The sequence below is a fragment of the Pseudomonas fluorescens genome (genome assembly GCF_902498065.1).
Classification (GTDB): domain Bacteria; phylum Pseudomonadota; class Gammaproteobacteria; order Pseudomonadales; family Pseudomonadaceae; genus Aquipseudomonas; species Aquipseudomonas fluorescens_BJ.
In genome coordinates, this window is the sequence record NZ_CABVIR010000006.1 from 364526 (window position 1) to 389240 (window position 24715).

General features: G+C 60.0%; 14 protein-coding genes, 1 rRNA gene and 1 pseudogene. 7 read left to right on the forward strand and 9 right to left on the reverse strand.

Translation table 11 applies throughout. From position 1 onward, the window contains the following. Window positions 1-10: 10 nt before the first annotated feature. The 5 genes from F8N43_RS21950 to bcsQ are packed head-to-tail and all read right to left on the reverse strand — an operon-like array spanning window position 11 to window position 10857. Complete coding sequence (locus F8N43_RS21950; protein WP_150654357.1) at window positions 11-4015, reverse strand: cellulose biosynthesis protein BcsC; 4005 nt, start codon at window positions 4013-4015, stop codon at window positions 11-13. Beyond that, a complete protein-coding gene (gene bcsZ, locus F8N43_RS21955) occupies window positions 3991-5226 on the reverse strand; it encodes a cellulose synthase complex periplasmic endoglucanase BcsZ (protein ID WP_150632956.1) in 1236 nt (411 codons plus the stop codon). The genes F8N43_RS21950 and bcsZ overlap by 25 nt, the downstream gene beginning before the upstream one ends. Beyond that, window positions 5226-7499 (reverse strand): cellulose biosynthesis cyclic di-GMP-binding regulatory protein BcsB, encoded by a 2274-nt coding sequence (gene bcsB, locus F8N43_RS21960; protein WP_150654358.1) that lies wholly within the window; start codon window positions 7497-7499, stop codon window positions 5226-5228. The genes bcsZ and bcsB overlap by 1 nt, the downstream gene beginning before the upstream one ends. Further along, window positions 7499-9721, reverse strand: a complete 2223-nt coding sequence (bcsA, locus tag F8N43_RS21965) for a UDP-forming cellulose synthase catalytic subunit (protein ID WP_150632958.1) — start codon at window positions 9719-9721, stop codon at window positions 7499-7501. Before bcsA ends, bcsB begins: the two co-directional genes overlap by 1 nt. Next, entirely contained in the window at window positions 9718-10857 is a 1140-nt protein-coding gene (gene bcsQ, locus F8N43_RS21970; protein WP_150654359.1) for a cellulose biosynthesis protein BcsQ, read from the reverse strand. The genes bcsA and bcsQ overlap by 4 nt, the downstream gene beginning before the upstream one ends. Before the next feature lie 499 nt (window positions 10858-11356). On the opposite strand from bcsQ, the gene F8N43_RS21975 reads away from it, so the two are divergent. Next, window positions 11357-11722 (forward strand): tryptophan synthase subunit beta, encoded by a 366-nt coding sequence (locus F8N43_RS21975; protein WP_150654360.1) that lies wholly within the window; start codon window positions 11357-11359, stop codon window positions 11720-11722. A 63-nt stretch (window positions 11723-11785) separates the two neighbouring features. Here F8N43_RS21975 and lapD read toward each other — a convergent pair whose 3' ends face one another. Together lapD and lapG are read right to left on the reverse strand one after the other, a co-directional pair. Next, entirely contained in the window at window positions 11786-13732 is a 1947-nt protein-coding gene (lapD, locus tag F8N43_RS21980) for a cyclic di-GMP receptor LapD (protein WP_150654361.1), read from the reverse strand. Between the two features lie 14 nt (window positions 13733-13746). Continuing rightward, window positions 13747-14439: a cysteine protease LapG gene (gene lapG, locus F8N43_RS21985; protein WP_150632962.1), complete on the reverse strand. Its 693-nt coding sequence runs from the start codon at window positions 14437-14439 to the stop codon at window positions 13747-13749. Window positions 14440-14633: 194 nt separating this feature from the next. Between lapG and F8N43_RS21990 the strand changes: the two genes are divergently transcribed. From F8N43_RS21990 to F8N43_RS22010, 5 genes are all read left to right on the forward strand, one after another. Beyond that, window positions 14634-15344 carry a GntR family transcriptional regulator gene (locus F8N43_RS21990; protein ID WP_150632963.1) on the forward strand — a complete coding sequence of 237 codons (711 nt, stop codon included), beginning with the start codon at window positions 14634-14636 and terminating at the stop codon, window positions 15342-15344. Window positions 15345-15982: 638 nt separating this feature from the next. Continuing rightward, window positions 15983-16759 (forward strand): DUF3050 domain-containing protein, encoded by a 777-nt coding sequence (locus F8N43_RS21995; RefSeq protein ID WP_150654362.1) that lies wholly within the window; start codon window positions 15983-15985, stop codon window positions 16757-16759. Further along, window positions 16756-17685: a diiron oxygenase gene (locus tag F8N43_RS22000; RefSeq protein WP_150632965.1), complete on the forward strand. Its 930-nt coding sequence runs from the start codon at window positions 16756-16758 to the stop codon at window positions 17683-17685. The genes F8N43_RS21995 and F8N43_RS22000 overlap by 4 nt, the downstream gene beginning before the upstream one ends. A 13-nt stretch (window positions 17686-17698) precedes the next feature. Beyond that, a complete protein-coding gene (locus tag F8N43_RS22005; protein WP_150654363.1) occupies window positions 17699-21115 on the forward strand; it encodes a non-ribosomal peptide synthetase in 3417 nt (1138 codons plus the stop codon). Window positions 21116-21137: 22 nt separating this feature from the next. Further along, on the forward strand, window positions 21138-21605 hold the full coding sequence (locus F8N43_RS22010) for an SRPBCC family protein (protein ID WP_150654364.1): 468 nt from the start codon (window positions 21138-21140) through the stop codon (window positions 21603-21605). A gap of 137 nt (window positions 21606-21742) precedes the next feature. Here F8N43_RS22010 and F8N43_RS22015 read toward each other — a convergent pair whose 3' ends face one another. Next, window positions 21743-23623, reverse strand: coding sequence for a methyl-accepting chemotaxis protein (locus F8N43_RS22015; protein ID WP_150632968.1), 1881 nt, complete (start codon window positions 23621-23623; stop codon window positions 21743-21745). Between the two features lie 325 nt (window positions 23624-23948). Between F8N43_RS22015 and F8N43_RS22020 the strand changes: the two are divergent. Continuing rightward, window positions 23949-24119 (forward strand): annotated as a pseudogene (locus F8N43_RS22020) (peptide ABC transporter substrate-binding protein); the annotation flags it as partial. 295 nt (window positions 24120-24414) lie between these two features. On the opposite strand, the gene rrf reads toward F8N43_RS22020, so the two are convergent. Continuing rightward, a 5S ribosomal RNA gene (gene rrf / locus F8N43_RS22025) occupies window positions 24415-24530 on the reverse strand. Window positions 24531-24715: the final 185 nt, after the last annotated feature.

Consider the following 24715-nt stretch of genomic DNA (forward strand, 5'->3'; position numbering starts at 1 on the left):
CTCCTGCTGCTTAATTCGAATAAGGGGAACGGTAAGGGCTGACCGGCATCGCCATGCGACCGGTGAAGTCTTCAAACATGTACCGCAGGTACAAACCACCGGTGAATTGCTTGTAGTCCTGGGCGTTATCCAGGCCGAAGCTGCCACCCAGGAAGACGTTGTCGCCAAAACGGTACTCGGCGGCCGCGTTCAGGTTGTAACCGACGCCTGTCTTGTTCTGTCCCGAGTACTGGGTCGGCACAATGATCCCGGCCGTGGCGTACTGCTGCGATACTTGATTCAGCACGCTCTGCATGTCGTCGTCGTTCGGGAAATACGGGGTCGCATCCTGCTCGATGTGCTGCACGCCAACCGAGCCCTTGATCGAATAACTCAAGCGGTCGGTGCGTTGTGACCAGCCGATCGGCACGCCGATGGAAAAGAAGTTTTGCGGGCTGAAGTAACCGCCGTTGCCATAGGTGAAGTTGCCCTGGTTCTTGTCGTAGCTGATGCCGGTGAGGCTCAGGCCGGCGGTCAACTGACGGCTGTCGTCATTGAGCAAGTACCAGTAGACCCCGGTACCGGCCTCGGCACGGCTGTTGGATTCGACATGGTTGCCCACCAGTTTGTGCAGGCCGCCGTAGCCATAGACGCCGTAGTCGCCATTGTCATAGCTCAACTGCAAACGCCCGCCGTTGGCGGTGACGCCTCCCCATTCCAGTCCACTGCGAGCGTCTCGCGCACCGGCGAAAGACACCAGGCTGTCGGTCACCGGGCGCCGCGACAGGCTCAGGCCGTAGCGGAAATCGCTGCCTTCGGTGAACGAGCGATCAAGGCTGATACCGCCGACCACGGTGCTGTAGAGGAAACCCATGGGGCTGGCGCCCACATCGGTTTTCAGCCCCAGCGACGGGTTCTCGTAAGCCACGGCCAGACCGACACCCGTGTCCTTTTGGCGCCCGACCGGGCCGCTGATCTGGTTACGCAGAAAATCGCTCTGGGCCGGGTCCGTGTTGTTCGCCAATTGGGCTTGCAACGCGGCCATTTGCTGTTCATTGAAACCACCGAAGCGTGACTTCGCAGGATCACTGATGCCACCGGCGTTCAGCGACACCGGTGTCACCCGCAGCGCCAGACGGTCATCGTCCAGCGGCACACTGATTTCCAGCGGCGTTTCGACGTCGGTGATTTTGCTCAGGCCCGCCTCGCTGTCATTGCTGCGGATGGTCACGCCTTGAGTGACACGCGGGCTGCGCTCCTGATCAATCTGATCAAGCGCACTTTGCATCGCCTGACGGGCTTCTGTCTGCGGGTCCGTCGGCTTGGCCGAGGCCGAACGGCGAGTGTCATCGAAGCCGGCGCGCGCGGGTTGCGCTGCGTAAGCGCCTGCGCTGCCGTTCATTGCCAGGGTATTCGATGTGGTGGGCTCGGCCTCATCCGCCGCCTGCGCAACTTGCACCTGCGCGGGTGCCGGAATTTGTGACAGCGTGGCCTCGGCCAGCCGCGATTGACTGCGCTGGCCGGCCTTGCCCACAAATGGGTTGGCGGCCACGGTCCCGGCAAACGGATTGGCTTCTTCCTTGCTCGGCGCTTGCAGTGCCAGGGCGCGCGCATACAGTTGCGCAGCCTTGGCGTTCTTGCCTTGGGCGCGATACAGACTGGCAGCGGTGGCGAGAATCGGCGCATCGTTCGGCGCCAGTTCCAGCGCCTTGTCCATGGCTTTCTCGGCGCCGCGATAATCGCCGGACTGATTCAAGGCCTGGGCCATGCCGATCTGCAACTGCGGATCATTCGGCGCCTGGTCGAGCAGCGGTTGATACAGCTCGATGGCTTTTTTGGCGTTGTTGTTGGCCAGGTACATGCGCGCCAGCGCGCCAACCGCCAAGGGATCGTTCGGGCGTTGGGCCAGGGCCGGTGCGAGCGTGTCGTAGGCCGCCACGAGGTCGCCCTTCTCCCGCAACAGATCGGCCTGACGCACGGTGTACAGGTACAACAGTTGGTCATAATTGCGCTGATCCGCCGCCGCCAATGGCTGGCTCTGCAACTCGTGCAGGATCTGATTGACCTGCACGTCGTCACCGGTTTTCAGCAGCACGCCGGCATACGCCAGGCGCAGCGACGCCGACGGTGTGCTGCTTTGCGCCATGGCGCTGCGCAGCATCGACAACGCGTGTTCGGTATCACCGGCATCGACGTACGCCGAAGCCAGCATGCCCAACGATTCAGGTTTGCCGTTGGCGGCCAGTTCGGCACGGCGCAGCAGGGTGATGGCTTGGCTGCGGTCACCCTGTTTGGCCAGGGTTGAAGCCTGGCTGGCCAGCGATTGCACTTGAACCTCGTTGGCCAGTTGTTGCATCGCCGTGCTGCGCTGGCTCACCGGGATGCGCTCCAGCGTGCTTTGCGCGGTCGACCATTCGCCCAACTGGCTCGACAGCAACGCGCTGACGTACAGCGCATCGACACGCTGCGGATCGGCTTTCAACAGCTCGGCCATGGTCTGCCGGGCTTTGTCCGGGGCCTTCGCCTGCACGTACAGGCGCGCCAGGTCATAGCGCGTCCAGACATTCTGCGGGTCGTTGCGCACTGCTTCCTGTTGCGCGGCAATCGCGCCGTTGAGGTCGCCGCTGCGCTCGGCATTTTTCGCCTGGCCGACCGCGACGGCGGCACGCAATGGCCGCAAATCGCCAAGGCGTTTTTGCTGGGCAGCGTTCAGCCCTTCGATCATTCGTAACCCTTGGCTGGCCTGGCCGTTTTGCGCCAGCACGGTGATCAGCCCCAACACGGCCGCAGGGTTGTCGTTGTCCAGGGTCAGCGCCTGACGATAGCTCGCCTCGGCATTGTCCAACTGGTTCTGCTCCGCTTGCACGCCGCCCAGGGCGACATAGCCTTCGACTTGTCGCGGTTTACTGGCGATGGCCTGTTGCAACAGGCTGCGTGCGCGCACCAGATCGTGATCGGTTTTGGCCTTGTCGGCCTGGCCCAGCAGATCCCAGTAGCGATTGCTCTCCAGCGCCGCTTGCCAGCGCGGGTTGCCGCCACGGCCGGCGGCACGCTTGAGCAGTTCATTGGCGTCGCTCAAACGGCCCTGACGCTGACGAACAATCCCCAGGCCGCCCAACGCGTCGGCGTCCTGCGCTTGTTCTTTGAGTCGCGCCAGAAAGGCTTGCTCGGCGACATTCAGTTGGTTGTCCTGAAGCGCCTTGAAACCGCGGGCCAGATTCGGATTCTGCTGGGCAGCCACGGCGGCCGTGCCACGGCTGTTCATTTGCGTGCGAATCTCGGCATCGTCCGGATTGGCCTTGAGGTACTCCTCGAACAACGGGATCTCCGCCGCACGTGGCGAACCCAGCCACACCAGACCTTCGCGCCAACTCTCGGTGGCTTCACCGCCCAGTTCGGGCAGGGTCGACAGCTGACCCAAGCGGCGAATACCGTCGGTTCGGGTAGCCTCGTTACGCAGCAGCAGTTTAGCCAACACCAGTTTAACCTTGGCATTGTTCGGGCTCTGTTGCAGCAAACGCTCCAGGCCCTGGCGCGACTCGGTCCAGCCGCCGGCCGTGTAGCCCAGGTAGTTGTAGAACTCCAGGCCCAGCTCCCCTTGGGGCGCCTTGCCCGCGAAAATCTGCCGATAGATCGGCATGGCCTTGTCCAGCTCGCCCGCCGTCGCCAGCAAACGCGCCTGCTCCAACTGATCGAGGTTGTTGCCGCTCTGCAAGGCGATGGCTTGCTCCAGCAACAACGTTTGCGACTCGCCGGGATGAGTTTGCTTGAGCTGATCCAGGTAGCGATTGGCGCCCGCAGGGCGGTTGGCCTTGAGCTCCAGCAAGCCCAGACCGTAAAACGCATCGGCTTGCTGCGGATCGATCAGCAGCAGTTTTTTCCAGGCTTCGGTGGCCCGGGCCTGGTCACCTTGTGCCTGCCAGTATTGCCCCTGTTGCAACAGCGCCTTGCCGGCGTCGTTGAGCGCGGCAAAGCTGCTGCTGTGGATCAGGGCGGCAAATATCCCGAAGGCTATGGCGTGACGGCGCGCTGGCATTGCTTCTCCCACATCGGTTGCAACTTCCCGTGATCGAGGAAGTGGTAGCGGTTGTCCATGTAGCCCAGCGAAAACAGGCTCAGTACAAAAAAGTAATAGGGTGGCTGCTTCGCCTGGACCGCTTCGGGGGTCAGGGTCTGGGCCATCAGTTGCTGCACGCGCAAGGCCTGCTGCTGTTGCAGCGACGCAGTGCCCAGCGCTTTGAAATACGGCAGCAGCGCGGCGGAAAATCCGAACGGTCCGGCACCGCTGCGCTGACCGCTGAGCACCTGGACTTGCTCCGGCGGCACACCGTCGGCGAGCGTGGCGGCGAGCATGCCGCCCAGGCTGCCGAGCAACGGTTTGCGCAGCGGGTCCTTGACCGGCATCACGCCCGCCCACAGGTACGTGCGGATCGCATCGTAACTGCCCAACTCACCCTTGACCGGGTCGACGATGAACTCGCCCTTGCCCGGCCCGGTACGGCGATAACTGACCCAATCGGCCACAAAGCCTTTGTAGCTGACGGCCTTGATCAGGGTCGCGGTGTTCGTGGCGATTTCCGCCCACGGTCCGTTGCGATCGATGTCGGCGAATCGGCGCAGCACCGGAATCGGCATGTAACTGGGGTTGAGCTGCCACAGTTCGGGTTTGTTGAGGTCGGGTTTGATAAAACCGACTTTGCCCGGCATCAGCATTTTGCCCAGCCCCGGCAGGTCTTCGACCTCTTGGGTGGCGACGTTGTGCAGAATCTGGCGCGCCGTCTGGGTGTAGGCGTCGTTGTGCCAAAGTCTTCCGGCTTCGAGCAACGCATAGGCGAACCAGAGATCGGCATCAGATGCCGAATTGCTGTCCAGCAGGCGCCAGGTGCCCTGTTCGTCCAGGCCCCAGAACCAACCCGGCAGATTGCTCTTGATATTGCCCTGGGCGAGGTTGTCCTGACTCCAACGCCACAGCTTGTCGAAGGTCACGCGGTCATTCGCCACCAGGGCGAAGAACATGGCGTACGACTGACCTTCAGACGAGCTGTGACGTTGCGGCGTGCTGGCATCCAGCACACGCCCGTCGGGTTGCACAAAGTGCTCGACGAACGTCTGCCACAACGGCCAGGTCGATGCCTCGCAGCGTTGCGCCTGGGCGGTGGCGGGCAGCAGCCATGCCAGCAGCAGCGTCGACAGAGCGATCATGGCGGCGCGGCGCGGGCGTTTATGGGCGAAGGCGGGCACGCTCATCACACCTCAAGACGTCGTTTGGCTCGGGCGCGCAGCGACACGTACGCCAGACCACTGAGCAGCAAAATGGCCAGCCCGGTCAGCGCAAACATCCAGCCCACATGCCGCGACAACATCCATTGCACGTACTTGAACGGTCCGAGATCGCCAACGTAGTACTGCTCGTCCGCCACCAGCGCTTCGATGGATTTGCCGCGAACCACCACCAGGCTGCCCTGGATCGACTGGGTGTATTCCTCGCCACCGATCAACGCCTTGGTCGCGTCGATGAGACCCTCCGGCCGGTCGCTGGCAATGACCACGACACTGCGACCGCTCTTTAGCGGCGACTCGAAACCGGTCAGGTAGGTGCTGCGCTGCCCGCCGGAAAACGCCATGGCCAGTCGCGCCTTGCGCTGGTTGGCATCCGGGTCGGGGCTGAACCAGTCCCGCACGCGCATGGGCAAATCGGACAATTCGAAACGTTGCTGGCCGTCATTCCCGGCCGCCGGCAGGCGATCGGCCCATTGGGTCAGCAGCGGCTGGTTGGCCCCGGACGCCAACACCAGCAAATCCTTGTCGGCAGCCGCGGCGACCTGTGCCGCTTGCGTCACCTGTACGCCAGTGGCCGGGTAACCGGTGGACTGGCCAAACCGTCCGAGCACAGTGAGGTAGGCATCCAGATCCGCAGCCCCGGCGTTGTCCGGCAGCACCACGGCGGTTTGCGACAGGTCGGCCAGGCGAGTGAACGGGAAGCCCGCGTCCTTGAACACGCCAAGGTTCGGCATGGCCATGAAGTGGTCGTAGCCGCTCAGGTCGAGGGTCGATTCCGGGTCCACGCTGCCGCGCATGTTGTCGATGATGATGTCGCCGCACTCGCCCTGTTTGATGTAATCGAACATGTAGCGCAGTTGCAGACGCGATTGCAGGGCGACCGAGTTCAATGGCAGGCGCACACGAACCTCGCGGGCCAGGCTGTCGTTGGTCTTCAGTGCGCTGAGCACACCACTGTCGAGTTTGTCCTGGGACGGCAGGTTACGAGACTGAATCAGCCCGTCGTTGAAGCTGACAATGAACGACGAGTTGGAGGATTTCTCCTGGGGGGTGTAGCGGTATTTGAGGTCCAGCGGTGCTCCATCGTCGCGCCAGGTGAACAGGTCCGGCGGGAAATTCAGCGGCACGGTGATCTCGCCCGGGTTGTAGCCGGCGACGTTCAACTGCTTGGCCGCAATCAATTCACCCAGCTTGACCGGGCGATCGGTGGGCAACCAGTTCGGTGCGTCGTACGGCTTGCGGGGCTGCACGTTGTCGAGATGGTCGATGACGACGCGGCTGCCCGACAAGGCCTGGCTGCCCAGCACCAGCGCAGTCGCGGCACGCTTGAGCTCGGCGCCATCGCGACCGGTAATGATCAGCAGTTTGCCGTTGGCATCGTTGGGGTTGCTCATCAGCGTCAGGGTCGGCCCTGTCGCGGCCGGCAGCGTCAACGGGCCCAGTTTCAGCGCATCTGGACCACTGAGCAGCACCACGGCATTGCCGCTGCCCGGCAACTGGTTGAAGTGCGAAGAGAACATCGCGCCGCGATAGCTGGCCTGCGCGCCGAACCAGGACGACAGTGCGCCGGCAGCCTCCAGGGTGCTGTTATCAGGCGCGGTGGCAAACACAAACGGCAAGCTCAGCTGGCGCGCATCCCGACGGTCGAAAAACGGCAGAGGCAGGATCGCCAGATCGTCCGGCAGGGACAGTGGCGACACTTGAATGTCGAGCTGACTGCTGTTGCTGATCTTGGCCCACAGGCTGGAGTGCTGCGGGTCCTCGCAACTCATCGAATAATGGCCGACGAACTGCAGGCTCAAACGGTTGAACTCGGTGATCAGGTGGGCGGGAATCTCCACCACCTGCTTTTGCATCACCCCGGCGTTTTCCTTGGGCAAAGGCAGGCTGGCAGCCACCTCATCGTTGACCATCACGTTGATCTGCGAAAGGTCGGCCAACAACGCAGGGGAATAGGTGTACTGCAACGTCAGGTGCGCGCCGGTCACGATTGCATCGGCGCGCACGTCGAAGTTGACGCTGTCGCTGGATTCCACGCCGCGCAGGGTCATCGGATAGTTCCGACCCAACTGCTTGAGCGTCAGGCTGTAGTTGCCGACACCTGCCGTAGCACCGGTCACCGGCGCCGTTTCGGCAAACGCCGCAGCACCACTCCCCAACGCCAGCAAGGTGCAGGTCGCACGAGCCAGAATACGGCGAGCGCCGCGCAGGTTACCGACAGCGAAAGACTTCGAGTTCATCACTTGTCCAGAACGTTTTCTAAGAGGGGGGGGGATGGACGACGGTTGCGCAGCCATGCCTGCGCTTCCAGGACCGTGGCCTTGAATAGTTCGTAGATGCCGCGCAAGCCAATGGCGCTGACATCGCGCAACGCCACCAGCGGCGTATCAACCTGACCGCTGCCCCAGGTCGACGCCCAGGTGTCGGCTCGCGAGAAGGTCAAGCGCACCAGTTCGCTTTGTTGGCGCAGCGTCAACTGATCGAACTGCGCCCCCAAAACGTTACCGCGACTGAACACAATCACCGCCGGGAACACGCTCAGGTGTTGATTGCGGAACAGCGAAATCTGCACCCGCTCGCCTTGGGGAACCATCACCCCTTCCGGCAAACGGAAGCCCAGGCCTTTTTGCGAGAAGTCCAGGGTCGAGCCTTCGATGACGCTGCCATCGGCACGGGTCAGGCGCATCGGCAGCACCGCCGCGACACGCGGCTCGGAACGCATCTGCCGGGTTTCACTGGCCACCGCCACCGAGGCGCTGGTGATGATGACGTTGTAAACCGTCCAGGCCAGGTTGATCAGGATCGTGGTCGCCGCATCGTCCGCACCCTCGGCCAGCTTCACCAGACCAATGATCAGACCGGCGACGTTCAACGCCAGCAGGATGATGTAGGGGCGCGCCAGCTTCCACTCGAAGTACTTCTTGTCGATGATCCCGCCCTTGTCGGTCACGTTGAACCCGCCGAACTTGGGATTGACCAGCGCCATCAGCACCGGGCCCATGATGTACCAGGCCAGTACCGTCTCGTAGACCTCGTTCCAGAACGAATGGCGGAACCGCCCCTGAATGCTGGAGTTGGTCAGACTGGCGTGGAGGATGTGCGGCAGCACATAAGCGGTAATCATCAATGCCGAGGCGTGGTAGATCCGCGCGTCGAAAATCAGAAAGGCCAGCGGCGCGGTAAGAAACGCCAGACGCGGCAAACCATAGAAAAAGTGCAGCATCGCGTTCACGTAGCACAGACGCTGGCCCAGGCTGAGGCCTTTGCCGAACAGCGGGTTATCGGTGCGGAAAATCTGCGCCATGCCCCGCGCCCAGCGAATGCGCTGGCTGATGTGGCGTGACAGGCTTTCAGTCGCCAGGCCCGCCGCCTGAGGAATGGCCAGGTACGCGGTGTTGTAGCCGGCACGGTTGAGTTTGAGCGCCGTATGAGCGTCTTCAGTCACGGTCTCGACGGCCACGCCACCGACTTCAAGCAACGGTTCACGACGGATGACCGCACAGGAACCGCAGAAGAACGTCGCGTTCCACAGGTCGTTGCCGTCCTGTACGAGGCCGTAGAACAGCTCGCCTTCGTTCGGCACGGAACGGAACGTGTCGAGGTTTTTTTCGAACGGGTCGGGCGAGAAAAAGAAGTGCGGCGTTTGCAGCATCGCCAACTTCGGGTCCTTGAGGAACCAGCCGATACTCACCTGCAGGAACGAGCGCGTGGGGACGTGGTCGGCGTCGAAAATGGCCACGAACTCGCCACTGGTGACCTTCAGCGCTTCATTGAGGTTGCCTGCCTTGGCGTGGCGGTTGTTGTCACGCACGATGTAGTTGACGCCGATCTGCTCGCAGAACTCGCGGAAGTCTTCGCGGCGCCCGTCATCGAGTACATGCACGCGCAGTTTGTCGCGTGGCCAGTCGATGGCCTGGGCGGCGAAGATGGTGACTTTGACGATATCCAGTGTTTCGTTGTACGACGGGATGAACACATCGACCGTCGGCCATTCACTGGGTGGGCCGCTCATCAATATGGGTTTGCGGCGCAGCGGCCAGGCGGTCTGGATGTAACCGAACACCAGCACGATCATCGCGTACAGCTCGGCCATGACCAGGCCGTAGCCAAACACCATGTCCAGCCAGCCCTCGAAACCGAGGGTGGACGTCAGCCGCCAGTACAGATAACGCAGAGAGGCCGTCAGTGACAAACCGATCATCACCATCACCGTCAGGCGCCCCGGGATCTTGCGCAGCACCAACGCGGTGGCGAAACAGCCCGCCGCAAAGATGCACTGCGAGTACAGATCGAACGGCACCGTGATGATAAAAACGGCCAACAGCGCGCACATCAAGGTCACGCCGAGGGTCAACGCTTTACGCAATGCCTTGGGCAAGCTGTCCACGCGATCCGACAACGCTTGAGCCCAACGCTGTGAACGGGTCAGGACTTCGGTATCGGGAGCAGAGGCTGTAATCACGACGCGTACGACTCCGCGATATCCATGGATTGCAACTGCGCCTTGAGCGTGTCACTCAGTACTCGCATGTCTCGACACGCAGGGGAAAAACCCGCCTTCAGCAACGGGTTTTGACCGTACGCCAACGCCTCGCCGACGCCGTGATCCAGCGCCACGGTCCCCAGCAGTTCGTTACCGAGACGGCGCTTGAGCACCTCTTGCATATCCCGGCAAAACGCTCGGGAAGCGTCGAATTGATTGATCACGTAATTGCACTGCTGTACTTGTCCCCGGGCCTTGCGTTCGTCGAGCAAACGCTGCATCGGGTCCAGCGTCAGGAAACACGCGGCGTCGGCGGTAACCACCACCAGCACCTGATCAGCCACCATCAAGACCTGGTCCAGGTATGCCGTGCGACCGGGTGGTGTGTCGAGAATCACCACGTCGTTTTCGCCCAGGGCCATGCTTGCCAGCTGACGGGCCAGCCAGAACTCATCGTTTTCCAGGTAGCGTTCCAGCGTCCGGCGCTCATCTTCAGTGACTGCACCATAAGGCAGCAACAATGAGCCTGCCGGCCCGGCCAACAACAGCGAATTCCAGTTTTCACCCTGAAGGCTGGCGTTGCCCATGCCGGCCACATCCGGCTCGGCACCCAGGTGATGCTGCAAGGCATTTTGCGGATCGAGGTCGATGGCCAGCGTCTGCCCGTGCTCAACCCGCAAGAGGGTGGCGAGCGCCGAGGCCAGGGTGCTTTTGCCAACGCCGCCCTTGCCCGATATCAGCGCGATGACATGCGCTTTGGTTTTGCTCGGGCGACCATTGGGCAACACTTGGCGCAGTGCCTCTTCGTTGCGTGCTTGCGCCTCCGCCTGGCGCGCCAGCGCGACCTCGGCCAGTAAATGACGAAGCGGTGCGGCGACCTGGGGGGTTTGGGTTGGCGACAGTTCAGCAGCATCTTGGATCGGGCGATCGACCGGTGCGGCTTCAACCACCCCAATAGCGGCCTGAGGGGCGTCAATCACCACGGACACAGGCGTAGTCGGCACCAGCGCCAACGGCTTTTCTTTATAGTCAAAATGGCTATCGAATTCGAGATAGCTGTCCGCACTTGCCCCGAACCTGTTGAACAGGTTCGATATATCGTCTGTACGATTCATAAGACTGCCCGAGGCGCTTGCTGAGATAGAACACGAGGCTCGAGACGGTCCGTCGAACCGAGCCACTAAAATGATATCGTCAATATTTTGAACTACACTAGCCTAATACTTAATCGCGATCAAAATTATTTTTTAATCGCCATTTTTTTGACTTGGCGCAGTTTTTTTTGGCTGCCGATCTATGCATGCATTCAGCGAATAAACGGCACTCTTCGACGGCGCGCGATTATCCGCTCAAGCCTGAAAGGCTGCTCATTTTTTCGCCGAATGGCAGGGTATTGAGTCGTTGACAACTTCATGCCAATGAAAAACAACGGAGCAATAAGCGGACCATGTACCAGGCAATTAAGAAACAAACGTTTAGTTGTTTCGTATATATCTTTTAAATCAAAGAGTTACTTAATTTTATAAGCCTGTTTTACGACGACTGAACACCAGACAACGCGCCGTTGGCTATGCTGCTGACAGACCGATGTGGGTCATTCATGAGGGATGCTCAATGTTCTACGTGCAACGCAATGCAGACGGCCAGCTGATGCGCGTGGAAGCAGAGGCTTATATCGGCTCCACCGAAACGCTCCCGGCCGATCACCCAGACCTTCAAGCCTGGTTCGCCAGCGAAGTCGTGGCCACCAGTCACAAACAACTGCAGCAAATCAAACAACTCAAGCAATTGAGGCAAAGTGACCTGGACATGATCCGGGTACTCGACGACCTGATTCAGGTGCTGACTGATAAAGGCGTGATCCGCGTCACCGACCTGCCGGCCGCCGCACAAGCCAAACTGATGGACCGGTCCCAGGCCCGGGAAGCGTTGGGTGGGTTGAGTCAATTGATTGATGATGATGAGACGGGGTTGATCTGATCCAACCGTTGTCGTTGTCTGTGCTCGTGATGGCGTCAGCACAGACAAAGCAACTTCAGGGCCTTATCCCCAAGGCTTCGGCTCACCAAACAACTGCCCCTGCACGCCGTAAATCCCCATCTCGCGAATCACCGCCAACTCCCCGTCTGTCTCGACCCGCTCGGCAATCAACGGCAAGTCGATGCTGTGCGCCGCCCGCTGGATCGCCTCGATGAACAAACGCTTGTCGCTCTCCTGATCAATTGCGCGGATGTAAACGCCGTCGATCTTCAAATACGCCAATCCGAGCCGTGCCAAGTTGCCGATCATGCTGAAGCGCCCGCCAAAGTGTTGCAGGCTCAACGAGAAGCCGAGTTCACGTAGCTGCCGCGTCAGTTCTTCCAGCTCAGCCTGCTCGGGTAGTTGCTCCTCACCGATTTCCAACGTCAGCCGTGGCCCAAAATGGGCATGCGCACGCAAAGTATCAAAGACTTTACCCAGCGCCTGCGGATTGGCCAGCGTCGCCGAGGACAGGTTCAGTGCCAACGATGCTTCATGGTCGGCCATCTGCTCGAGCACCCGTTCCAACATCAGGCGATCCAGGCGCGCACTCCAGCCGAAACGCTCGATCCAGGGCAGGAACCGGCCGGCAGGGATCGCTTGGCCCTGCTCGTCGATCAAGCGCGAAAGCACTTTGTAGTGCAGCACCAGCGCCGTGTCCTGGCTGGCCACCACCGGCTGGAAATACAGTTCGAAACGCTGCTGTTTCAGTGCCTGATCGAGCAAGCTGTGCCAGGCATGATGATCATCGCCGACAGTGGCCGACGCTGCGTGGTCCAGGCACACCCACCGTGAATCACCCAGGCCTTCGGCCTGCGCCAAGGCCTGATCCGCCAACCCGAGTACCGCTTGCGGGGCGTCGCCATAGACAAAAGGCGCCAGCCCGATGAAGGCCACTGCGGCCACGTCGGTGGCGCCGGTCGCATGCAGGCTCGCCAAGGCACTGTCGAGGTGTTGCGCCAGTTGCAACGCTTCTGCGCGCAGCAGTCCCGGCGCCAGCACGGCAAATTCGCCGCCGCGGATCCGCGTAACGAGGTTCAGCGTTTCGGGGTATTTGGCACACTCGCGGGACAGTTGCTCGGCGACCGCTATCAGCAAATCATCGGTGTGTTGGCCACCCAAGCGCTGATTCAGTCCGGCCAGATCCTTGACCCGTAGTAGCAACAAATAACCCGAACTCGCCTTTTCGGGGTTGCTCACCCGTGCGTTCAATTGCATTTCAAAATAGCGCCGGTTGGCCAGCCCGGTCAGGTTGTCCTGATAGGACTCGGCGCGCAGTTTTTCACTGCGCTCGGCCTGCTCCTGGAACAACGCCTTTAGCTTCTCGACCATCTGATTCATGGCCTGCACCACTCGACGCAATTCAGGTGTGCGCGGCAGGTCCGGCAGGCTGAGAAATTCCCGGCGGGCAATGGCGTGGGACTGCTGGACCATGTAGTCCAGCGGTTTCAATTGCCGGCGCAGCAGCAACGCGCCCAGCGCCGCACTCGCCGCACCGCAGAGCAACAACCAGCCGAGGCTGCCCAGTGCGCTCTGCCAAAGCTTGGCCAGCGCGAACATCGGATGGCTGACCACTTCGACCCGTGCAGCCTGCTCCCAGCCACGGCTGACAATCGCATCGCCGCCGGCCGGTTCGAGACCGATCAGTTTGACGAACCAGTCCGGCACGTTGTTCACCGCCGGGATGCCGCTGCGTTCGACCAGGGCCTTGTCGTTCGACAGATCGACCACGCGGATGCTCGCATAGTAGCCGCTGTCGAAGATCGAGCTGACCAGCAGCTCGACCATCGCCGGGTCGTCGATGTTCGGCGTCAGCGACAGCGCCAACGCCGTCGCGGCGTCCTGGGCGTGGGAGCGCAACTGGTTGACGTATTGGGTGCGCGAGCTCTCGAGGCTGACCATGAAGCTGCCGGTGAAGGCGACCACCAGGAACAGACAAATAGCGATCAATAGCTGTTTGAACAAAGACATCTGAGCGCGTGCTCCTAGTTAATCGTTTCGACCGGGAATCCTTCCGCCTGCATTTTCTTCAACACATCCTGCCAACGAGACAACCGTTTGGTATCGCCCACTTTCTTGTTGCCCTTGGCACCCGGCAACCACAACCCTTCGGCATTGAAAGCGTAGACCGGCAATAGATCGGTACGTTGGCTGGCAGGCTTGATTGCATCGATGAGACTGTCGAGCACCAGCGGCATGGCTTCGGGGCTGGCGTAGTAAGTCAGCACCATGTGCGCGCGATTCAGGCTCAAGGCCTTTACGTAAGTAATGCGCAGCTTGTCGCTGGAAACGCCGAGACGGCGCAGGCTGAAATACTTGGCGATGGCGTAGTCTTCGCAATCACCGGCGCCTTTCCACAGGGCTTGGATCGGGGTTTCCCAATAATCGACCTCGTGCCACAGGTCGATGTCCTCTTCATAGCGCATCTGTTTGTTGAAGAATTGGTTGACCACATTGAGCTGGTCCAGCTCGCCGAGTTGCTTGTGCGTCGCCAACAATTGCTGCCAGGCATCGATACGCTGCCGACCCTCGCCCAATGGCCCATACAAGGCCTGCGCCCGGCGGCTGATCAGGGAAAAATCCCAGTCGGCATGCAGGCCGCCCGGAATGACACCGGCCAGCAGCAACGCGCAGCACAACCAGCGCAAGGTCCGAGGGATCGCGAAACGTGCCGCCAATGCGAGGCATCCAGGGTGGGCAGGTGGAATCGATTGATGGTGAAGGTTAGCCTGTTAAAAGACAATGGCACGGTGAGATCACTGTGGGCCGGCTAAACTGGGAGTGTGGCCCGCTGTACGTTTGACAACCCATCAGGCAGTCACTAGTGTCCTCTTGGATCCAAATTTTCCTCAGTCATTCAGGGTGCGTTGTAGTGACACAGAAGCCCAACCCTCTCAGCAGTATCAAGGTCAACGGGCCGATTCCCGCTCATCTGGCACGCTCGGTCATCGAAGAAACCCTGCGTGCCGCCATTCTCGATGGTCGCATCCCTTGCGGCACGGCCCTTCGTCAGCAAGACCTGGCCGACCTGTTCGGCGTCAGCCGCATGCCGGTCCGTGAAGCCTTGCGCCAGCTCGAAGCGCAAGCGCTGCTCAACGTGGTCGCCCACAAAGGTGCGGTGGTCGCGCCGTTGGTTCAGGGCGACGCCGTCGAGACTTACGCATTGCGGATCCTTCTGGAATCCGAAGCCCTGCGCCTGTCGATCCCTTTGCTCACCGCCGAAGACTTGGAGCAGGCGGCCCGCTACATCGACGAACTGGAAACGGAACACGACTACACCGAAATCGGCCGGCTTAACCGCCTGTTCCACATGTCGATGTATTGCAAGGCGCCGAACCGTCGGCTTTTGAAGCTGGTCGAAGACGGCCTGAATGAAGAAGAGCGCTTCCTGCGCTTCAACCTGGAAGCCATGGGGCTGGGCAAACTGTCCCAGGAAGATCACCGTGCGTTGCTGCGAGCAGTAGAAGGCCGCGACATCGAGCGCTCGGTGAAGCTGCTCGAACAGCACCTCAACCGGGGTGTCGAGGTCATCACCCGCTATCTCGACAGCCCCGAAGCACAAAGCAGTAAAACCTCGAAATAAATAATCACCCCGGCAAGGGCACGAGCAGGGCTACCTGTTCGCCTGCGCTTGCCGCGCCTCACCCCCTTCCTCCTAAACCCGACCCTTGCACTGACCCTATGACGCGTCGGTGATAGCGGCTGCCTTGATTTACGCTCACTCTTGGTCTGCCAACGAATAACAAACGGGCGACGCCCCGCATGAGCGGCGCTGTCCCCATATCAAGAACCTAAGGAAGGAGTCTTGCCACGGGAAAGGAAGCAGCGGCGTCCCGGCCAACTTCCACCCCTCAAATGACACTAACGATCACCCTTAGAAAGTTGCTTCGAGTGAGGCATTCACTCTTTATTTCGATTTCGACTTATATAAGCCGGAAGGAGCAACTACGCCCAAATAAAACCCGATCAAAAAGTTTTATCGGAACTTTTCACGCCCGAAAAAGTTAAACTTTAAAATAGTATAAAAATAACTTGCCCAGCACTTTATTCGTGTATTAGTTTTTCTCCGCCACCACTGACCAAGGCCTGCAAGCCCTGGCCGCACGACTTATATGTAACTAACGCCGATCAATTCATTTGAGGCGCCCGCTCGCCATCAGACTAATGAAAGCACCGTTACTTACTGAATACCCCTCACTACGGATCACTTATAGGCTCGCCATGAAATCGACTAAAGACCGTCTTAATCAGAAAAAAGCAGAACTTAGCGCTCACCCGATTTTCTCTGAAATACATTCGCTTTCGGTGCTTCAACGTTTCATGGAATCCCATGTGTTTGCGGTATGGGACTTCATGTCGCTGACCAAGCGCCTGCAACAGGAACTGACCTGCGTTCAGTTGCCGTGGCTGCCGCCGAGCGATCCGCAGGCGGCGCGCCTGATCAACGAGATCGTGCTTGGCGAAGAGTCCGATGATCGTCCTTCCCACGGCCATTACAGCCATTTCGAACTGTATCTGGATGCAATGCGCGAAGTGGGTGCCAGCACGGCCGCCGTCGAACGCTTCGTGGCGCTGCAGCAAGAAGGCGTGAGTTATGACGTGGCGTTGCAGAGTGTGGAGGTCGATCCGGCCGCTGCGCAGTTCGTGCGCCACACCTTGCACACCGCGCTGCATGCGCCCGGCCACAGCGTTGCGGCGGCGTTTTTGCACGGGCGCGAGAGCGTCATTCCCCAAATGTTCCAGCGCATTCTCGACGATTGGGGCATCGGCATCGAACAGGCGCCGACCTTCCGTTACTACCTGGAACGGCACATCGAAGTCGACTCCGAAGACCACGGCCCGGCAGCGGAAAAACTCCTCGCGCGATTGGTCAATGGCGATCCACAACGAGAAGAAGACGTCTACGCCAGCGCCCTCGCTGCCGTGGAGAACCGTATCGCCCTGTGGGACGGCCTGCGCCTGAGCATGAGCGAACCGGTGGCGGAGATGAACGCATGAACGCCGCCGACTACCAATCCTTCGCCGACGCCTGGGAAAGCCGCGCGACCATCCGCACCCGCCCGCGCCGCGTACTGGAGAACGACGCGAAGCTGATCTACCCACTCAGCCGCCAACCGCTGGTATTGAGCGAAACTTTTCTGCGCGAATGCCCGGAGCAACGGGATTTCGCCCTGGTGCAGACGCTCTACAAATTCATCAATGACGTGGTGATTTTCGAAACCGAGATCGTCGACAAAACCGCCCGCAGCATCGCCAAGAACCGCTTTGCCGTGGCCTTCCCGTTCGCCTGCCGTTACGACGCGATGACCGTGGTGGTGGACGAGGATTACCACGCGCTGGTGGCGATGGATTTCATGCAGCAAACCGTCGCCATGACGGGCATCACGCCCATCGACCTGCCGGATGAAATCGAACTGAGCCGGGCGATTCCGGCCGCCGTGGCGCTCGCGCCGGAACACCTGCGCAGCGCCGTGGAATTGATCTGCGTGGCCATCGCCGAGAACACCGTCACCGGCGATGTGGCGGCGTTTGCCAAGGACGACACGGTCAAGCAATCGATCAAGGGTTTGATGGCCGATCACTTGCTCGACGAGGGGCGTCACTCCGGGTTCTGGGCGCGGCTGGTGCGCATCTACTGGCACACCGCAAGCGAAGAAGACCGCCAATGCATCGCGCAGATCTTGCCGGTGTTTATCGGGCATTACCTGACCAACGACATTCAGAAGTCGTTCGACTTCCGCCTGATCGAGTCCTTGCAAATCAGCGAAGCCGCGCGCGGCGCACTCAAGCGCGAAGTGTCGGGGCTGGCCTTCCCGATCAACCGCCATCACCCGTTGGTCGCCAACATCGTGCGGTTTTTCCGCAGCAGTTCGCTGCTCGATTCGCCGTGCGTTCAAGAAGCCCTGAGCGACTACCTGGTTTAACGAGGAGTACATCATGAGACGTCTCGACATTCTGCTCATCGGGCAGAGCCAGGCCCTGACCGACCTGGCGCTGGAGCTCGAACAACACGGTCATTCACTGACGCGGATTGAGGAGGTTGGCCAGCCTGCGGCGTATACGTTTGATTTGCTGATCGATGACACAAGCCTGCCATTTGTGGACTTCAGCGCGACATCGCGATTGACGCTGCAACTGGGTATGGGCGTGCCGCAGACTTCAGGCCTTCCGTCGTTGGACCTGCTGTGTTTGCACGGTTCGACGTTGCTGACGCGCGTGCCGATTGCCGACGAACCTTCGGGCAACGGCCAGGCATTGCGCCTGCGGGCGGTGGCGGAACTGGTTGACCATGTAGCGCTGCTGGTCAGTCGTTTCTCGCGGGACGCCGACTATTTTCTACTGGCCGAGCCAGCGACCCCGGCGGACTTCGAGCAAGTGGAAAGTCTGCGGTTTCTGGAGCGCCTGGCCTTCATCCATCGGCTCAATTCCACTGCTGACCCTCGGTTGCTGCAACTCGCTCAGGTACCGATGATCGAGCGGCTTGAGCAGCGCTTCACGCAGTCCGCCGAAAGACCGGCGCTGAACTTTGCCGGCACGTCCCTCAGCTATCGGCAACTGCATGCGCACAGCCGCGCTATCCAGCAGCGCTTGCAGCCAATGCTCGAGCAACTCGACGGGCCGTGGGTGATCGGCATTTGCCTGCCGAAATGCAGCGCGTTATACGCGGGGATTCTGGCGATTCTCGGCAGCGGCGCGGTGTATCTGCCGCTGGAACCGAGCCATCCGCTGCAACGTCAGCACTACATTCTGTCGAATGCCGGCGCGGTGTTGCTGCTGCACGACGGGCAGCATCCACTGGCGTTCGAGATGCCCAGTCTGGACATCAGCGCGATCGACATCGACGGCGTGGATTTCGACCAACCGTTGATGCGCCAGCGCCCGGACCTCGATGCGCCGTGCATGGCGCTCTACACCTCCGGTACCACCGGCCATCCCAAAGGGGTATTGCTCAGCCAGGCCAACCTCGCGCACTTCACCGCGTGGTACGCCGAGTATGTGCAACTGACCGAGCAGAGCCGCGCGCTGCAGTTTTCGTCGTTGAGTTTCGACTCGTCGCTGATCGATATCTTCCCGACGATGTTGCAGGGCGCCGAGCTGATCGTGCCCAGCGATGATCAACGCCGTGATCCGCTGCAATTGGTGGAGCTGATCCGCCACCAACGTTTGAGCCACGCGTTTTTGCCGCCGGCCTTGTTGAGCATTCTGCCGCTGGAGCAGTTGCAGGTGCTCGATCACGTGATGACCGGTGGCGATGTGTGCGAACCCTATGTCATCGAGCAGCTCACCCGCCAGGGAAATCTCTACAACCTCTACGGCCCGACCGAAGCCACGGTGCTGATCACTGCGCGGCAATTGCGTGCCGGCGACAGCAATCGCACCCTCGGCGCGCCCATCGCCAACAGTCAGGTGCTGATTCTCGACGAGGACTTCCAGCCGGTGGCCGAACAGACCGTCGGCGAGTTGTACATCGTCGGACCGGGCGTGTGCCTGGGTTATCTGAACAATCCGCAGCAGACCGCCGAGCGCTATGTGAACGTGAACCTGCCGAGCGGTGAGCGCCTGCGGGCCTACCGCACCGGCGACATGGCGAAGTGGACCGGCGCCGGCATCGAGCTATGCGGACGCCGGGACAATCAGGTGAAGATTCGCGGCTTTCGGGTCGAGCCTGAGGAGATCGAACGTTGCCTGCGCGACAGTCAGCTGTACCGCCAGGTGGCCGTGGTCATCGACAGCCAACGGCGGATTCTGGCGTTCCTCGCCCAACCTCAGGAAGAGCAACCGGGCGCGGCGCGTGAAGCGCTGAAAGCGCACGCCACTCGGTTTCTGCCGGACTACATGCAGCCCATGGCCTGGACCGAACTGGCGAGTATGCCGTTCGCCAGCAATGGCAAAGTCGATCGCCAAGCGCTGTTGAATTTGCCTGTCAGCCTCGCCGAAAACACCGAGCGACGCTTGCCGACCAGTGCCGACGAAGCGCTGCTGCTGGAGATCTGGGCCGAGCTGCTGGAGCTGCCGGCCAGCGACATTTCCACCGACGAAAGTTTCTTCAATCTCGGCGGCCACTCGATCTTGTTGTCGCGCATGCTGTTGCGCCTGCGTGAAGAGTTCGGTCGCAGCATCTCGATCAACCGCTTCATCGAACTGCCGACGATCACCAAACTGGCGACACTGGTGCGCGGCTCCGGTACTGAAGAGGTGTTGAGCGAACAGGCCATGGCGGATGCCTTCCGCGAACTGGATATCGAGCCGTTGCCCGTCAGCCGCATGGGCGATGTGCACAAGGTGATCGTCACCGGCGCCAACAGTTTTGTCGGTGTGCATATTGTCGAGGCGTTGTTGGCGTGGGGCGCCAGCGAAGTGGCGTGTCTGGTGCGCGATGGCGGCGGGCAATCGGCGGCGGAACGCTTTGGTCATGCATTGCGGGAAAACCGTTTGGAGCATCTGGATTTGAGCCGGGTGCAGGTTTACGCGGCGGACATCACACAGCCCTCGCTGGGACTCGCGGTGGACGTTTATGAGCGCCTGGATCGCGAATACGGCGCGCTGGTGCACAACGCCGCCAACGTCAATCACGTGCTGGATTACGAGTCGCTGGCGCGGGACAACGTCGAGCCGATCTTCGAGTGCCTGCGTCTGTGCGAAGGACGCAGTAAAAAAATCTTCAATTTCGTCTCGACGCTGTCGGCATCGAGCACCATTTCCGCTGACGGCCGGGTGCTCGAATTGCCCGCCGCGCAGACCCCGCCGATCTATATCAAGAACGGCTACAACCTCTCCAAGTGGGTCGGCGAACGAATCCTGGAAAGGGCTCGGGAGCGCGGGGTTCGGGTCAATCTGTACCGCCCCGGCAACATCAGTTTCAACAGCCTGAGCGGCGTCTGCCAGCCGCACAAAAACCGTTTGATGCTGATGCTCAAAGGCTCGATCCAGCTCGGTCAGGTGCCGGAATTCGCCCTGAATTTCGACCTGATGCCGGTGGATTTTCTCGCCCGTTTCATCGCCTTCCACGCCAGCCGATATTCAGCGGAAAAAGCGGTGTTCAACCTGCACAACCCCGAACCGCTGAGTTGGGACGATTACGTCGCATCCTTCCGTGAAGCGGGTCGGGAATTTTCCATGGTCAGTGTCGCGGACTGGCAGCAGCAATTGGGTCGGGTCGACAGCGACAACGCGCTGTTTGGCGTGCTCGGTTTTTACCTCAACGGCTTCGAAGAAGACATCGGCGACATCTCAATGATCGGCCATGACAACGCTCAGGCCGGCGTGCGGCAGATGGGCGCGCACTACCCGGAAAAATCCCCGGCGCTGCTGCGTCGCGGCTGCGATTACCTCAAAGAAATCAACTTCATCTGACTCACTCAAGCGGAGCAAAACCATGAAAAACCTGCAACCCGATACCCTGATCAAAAACCCTCAAGGCTGCCACGTCGTGTCTTCAGTAGACGTGCCGACGCCGGCCACAAAAGTCTGGGCGGTGGTCGGCAACTTTGCCGGCTTCGATCAGTTCATCCCGGCGTTGTCGCACATCGAGATGACCGGCGAAGGCGTTTCATCGCTGCGCAAAAAATTCTTCAAGGACGGCAACCTGGTGGTCGAGCAACTCAACTCGCGGGATGAGCAGGCCCGGAGCATGACCTGGACCACGATCTACAACACGCTGGGCGTCGCTAATTTGTGGGCAGCGATGACGGTTGAAGTGCTGGGTGAGGGCAAGTCCCGGGCGACGTGGACAATCATCGCCGAACCGGCCCAGGGCGGTGCCGAGGCGCTGCCGGGGTTCAAGGATTTTGTGCAGGGGTTTGCCGATGATGCGATGAATAATGTGCTGAAGTTTTTTATTTAAAACTTCAGTTTGGTGGTGATTGAGCCATCGCTTTCGCGGGCAAGCCCGCTCCCACAGTTTCCCGGCTGGACACAAACTTTGTGTTCGCCAAAAAATCCTGTGGGAGCGGGCTTGCCCGCAATTGAACGATAACGCGGTCAGATCTTGAAGCTATCAACCAACTGCTTCAACCGATTCGCCTGCAACGACAACGCATCGCAATCCTTCAACGTTTCATTGAGGTTGGCCACGCTCTGCTGGTTCAGCAGATTGATCTGGTTGACGTCGACGTTGAGGGTTTCTACCACTGCAGTCTGCTCCTCGGTCGCTGCCGCCACCGACTGGTTCATCCCGTCGATTTCACCGATGCGCTTCGTCACGCTGACCAGACGCAAACCCGCCTGGTTTGCTACTTCAACGCTCTCTTCGCTGGAGACCTGACTGGCATTCATGGTGGTCACCGCTTCACGCGAGCCGATCTGCAGCGACGTGATCATCTTGTGAATCTCTTCAGCCGACTCCTGCGTACGATGCGCCAGGTTGCGCACCTCGTCCGCCACCACCGCAAAACCGCGACCGGCCTCACCGGCGCGGGCCGCTTCGATGGCGGCGTTAAGCGCCAACAAGTTGGTCTGCTGGGAGATGCCTTTGATCACATCGAGAATGTGCCCGATGTTGTCGGTGCTCGCGTTCAGGGTTTCGATCTGCGTGCACGACAGGCTGATTTTCTGCGACAGCGCGGTCATTGCCAGAATGGTTTTTTCCACCACCTGACGCCCGTCATCGGCTTGCTCGCTCGCGCCGCTGGCGTGCTGCGAAGCATCGGCGGCGTTGCGGGCGATTTCCTGGGTCGCGGCACCCAATTGGTTGATCGCCGCCGCCACACTGTTAGTGCGCGCACTTTGCTCGTCAGAGCCGACAATCGATGCGTTGGACGACGCCATCACCCGTTGCGACAAGTCATGGACCTGCCGGGTCGCCGAGGACACTTCGGAAATCGATGCGTGAATTCGCTCCACAAACTGGTTGAAGGAGCCACCCAGTTCGCCGAATTCGTCTTTGCTTTCCACGGACAGACGACGAGTCAGGTCGCCTTCGCCTTGGGCGATGTCCTGCATCGCGCGGCCCATGGTGGTCAGCGGACGCATCAGCACGTTGATCAGCAGGCTCAGCAGCACCGCAATGACGGCGACAGCGATAAACATCGCGATCAACGCCGAGGTGCGGAATTGGCTCAGTGGTGCGTAGGCCTTGTCTTTATCGATCGACAGACCGATGTACCACGCCGCATTCGGTAAACCGTTGACCGGGGTGAACGAGAGGATGCGCTCCTGGTTGTTCAGGGTGACTTGCTGATTACCCTTTTCGATGCGCAGACCGGCGTTGGGGTAGATGTCCTTCAGGTTCTTCATGACCTGATCTTTGTCCGGGCTGACGATTACCTGGCCGTCGGCACTGACCAGAAACGCATGGCCAATCCCGCCGAAGTCCACCGAGTTGATGATTTTCACCAGGGTTTCCAGGCTCAGGTCACCGCCAACTACGCCAAGCAATTCACCGTTCTTTTTCACCGGCATGGCGATGGTCACGACCAGCCCACCGACGGCGGCCATGTAAGGCGGGGTCAGCATGGTTTTGTCGGCGGTAACCGCTTGCTTGTACCAGGGCCGCTGACGCGGATCGTAGCCGTCTGGCATCTTCGCGTCCGGGCGCTGAGTGAACCCGCCATTGGTCTGGCCGACGTACGTGAACTGGAAGTTCGAGGTGAAGGCCGGTTGATCAACCAGACCTGGCAGATCGGCCCTGGCGCCTTGATGAGCGACGTTTTGCGCGAGGTTTTCCAGCACCAGCACGCGACCGCTCATCCAGTTCTGCACGCTGCTTGCGGTCAGGTCGCCGGCCTGTTGGACAGAGGATTCGAGGTTTTGCCGAATGGTATTTCGCTGCAAATAGTCGTTGTACAAAGTGAACAACGCAAAAGCCAGCACCACGACGCCGGAGGCGGCCAACAAAATTTTATGGCTGAACTTGAGATTCATTTCATGGGACTTCTTATGCAGAAAGTGGGGATGCGTTCCGGGTTGCAACATTCCATGTACAGCTCAAGCAGCTTCTATGGCCGCTCTACTTTGGTGCACGCATGTCTCACCAGTCTGTCGGCACGAACCGGATAAATCTTAGGGATTTGTACGAAATTGCCGGTATTTCCGTCAGATACCCGCCGAACGGCGTGCTAGAGCGGCTGAGTAACATTTTTGTGATGACGGTTGTTCGCGAGGCAGTTGCAAACTTCCCGCCCCTTGGCAGAAATGCGAGTAACTATCATTTGTGAAGATCGGGTTGTTGCGTTCATGTCTCCACCCGCGTTGCCGCAATGGTTATCTGACATGTGCGGCAGATATTGCCGACTTGCGACTGTCCAGTGGCTTCCGGTTGGAGGACACCGACACACTGCTGGCCACCCTTGCGTGGACCTTGCCGGTGCAACTGCGCTACCGCTCCCGATGGTGGGTGACACTGGAACGGCAGGTCTGAATTATTGTTTCGCGGGTTTTCCGGGCGAGGCGGGCTTAGCCAGTAAGCACTTCAACTCTGACTTCAGCGACTTCCTACGAAATCCTGCAATCACTGCCTGCAACATCGGTAAGCCTTGAGCACGCCAACGGACATGATCGAGAACAAAGGTAACTCGTCAACCCAGGCACCTCGGTATATGGCGTCGATCTGGCCTGAACTTTTTTCTTCCTCCGAGGCGGCCTATCGGGCTTTTAGCAAGCCCGAAACGACAAAACCCCTGTCTGCGTTAGCAGACAGGGGTTTCGGAATTTAATCTTGACGATGACCTACTCTCACATGGGGAAACCCCACACTACCATCGGCGATGCATCGTTTCACTGCTGAGTTCGGGATGGGATCAGGTGGTTCCAATGCTCTATGGTCGTCAAGAAATTCTGTGACCAGCCCGTTACGTCCTAACGTGCCAGCAAAATTGGTGACTTCTACTAAAACAAAACCCCTACCTGCATACGCAGATAGGGGTTTCGGAATTTAATCTTGACGATGACCTACTCTCACATGGGGAAACCCCACACTACCATCGGCGATGCATCGTTTCACTGCTGAGTTCGGGA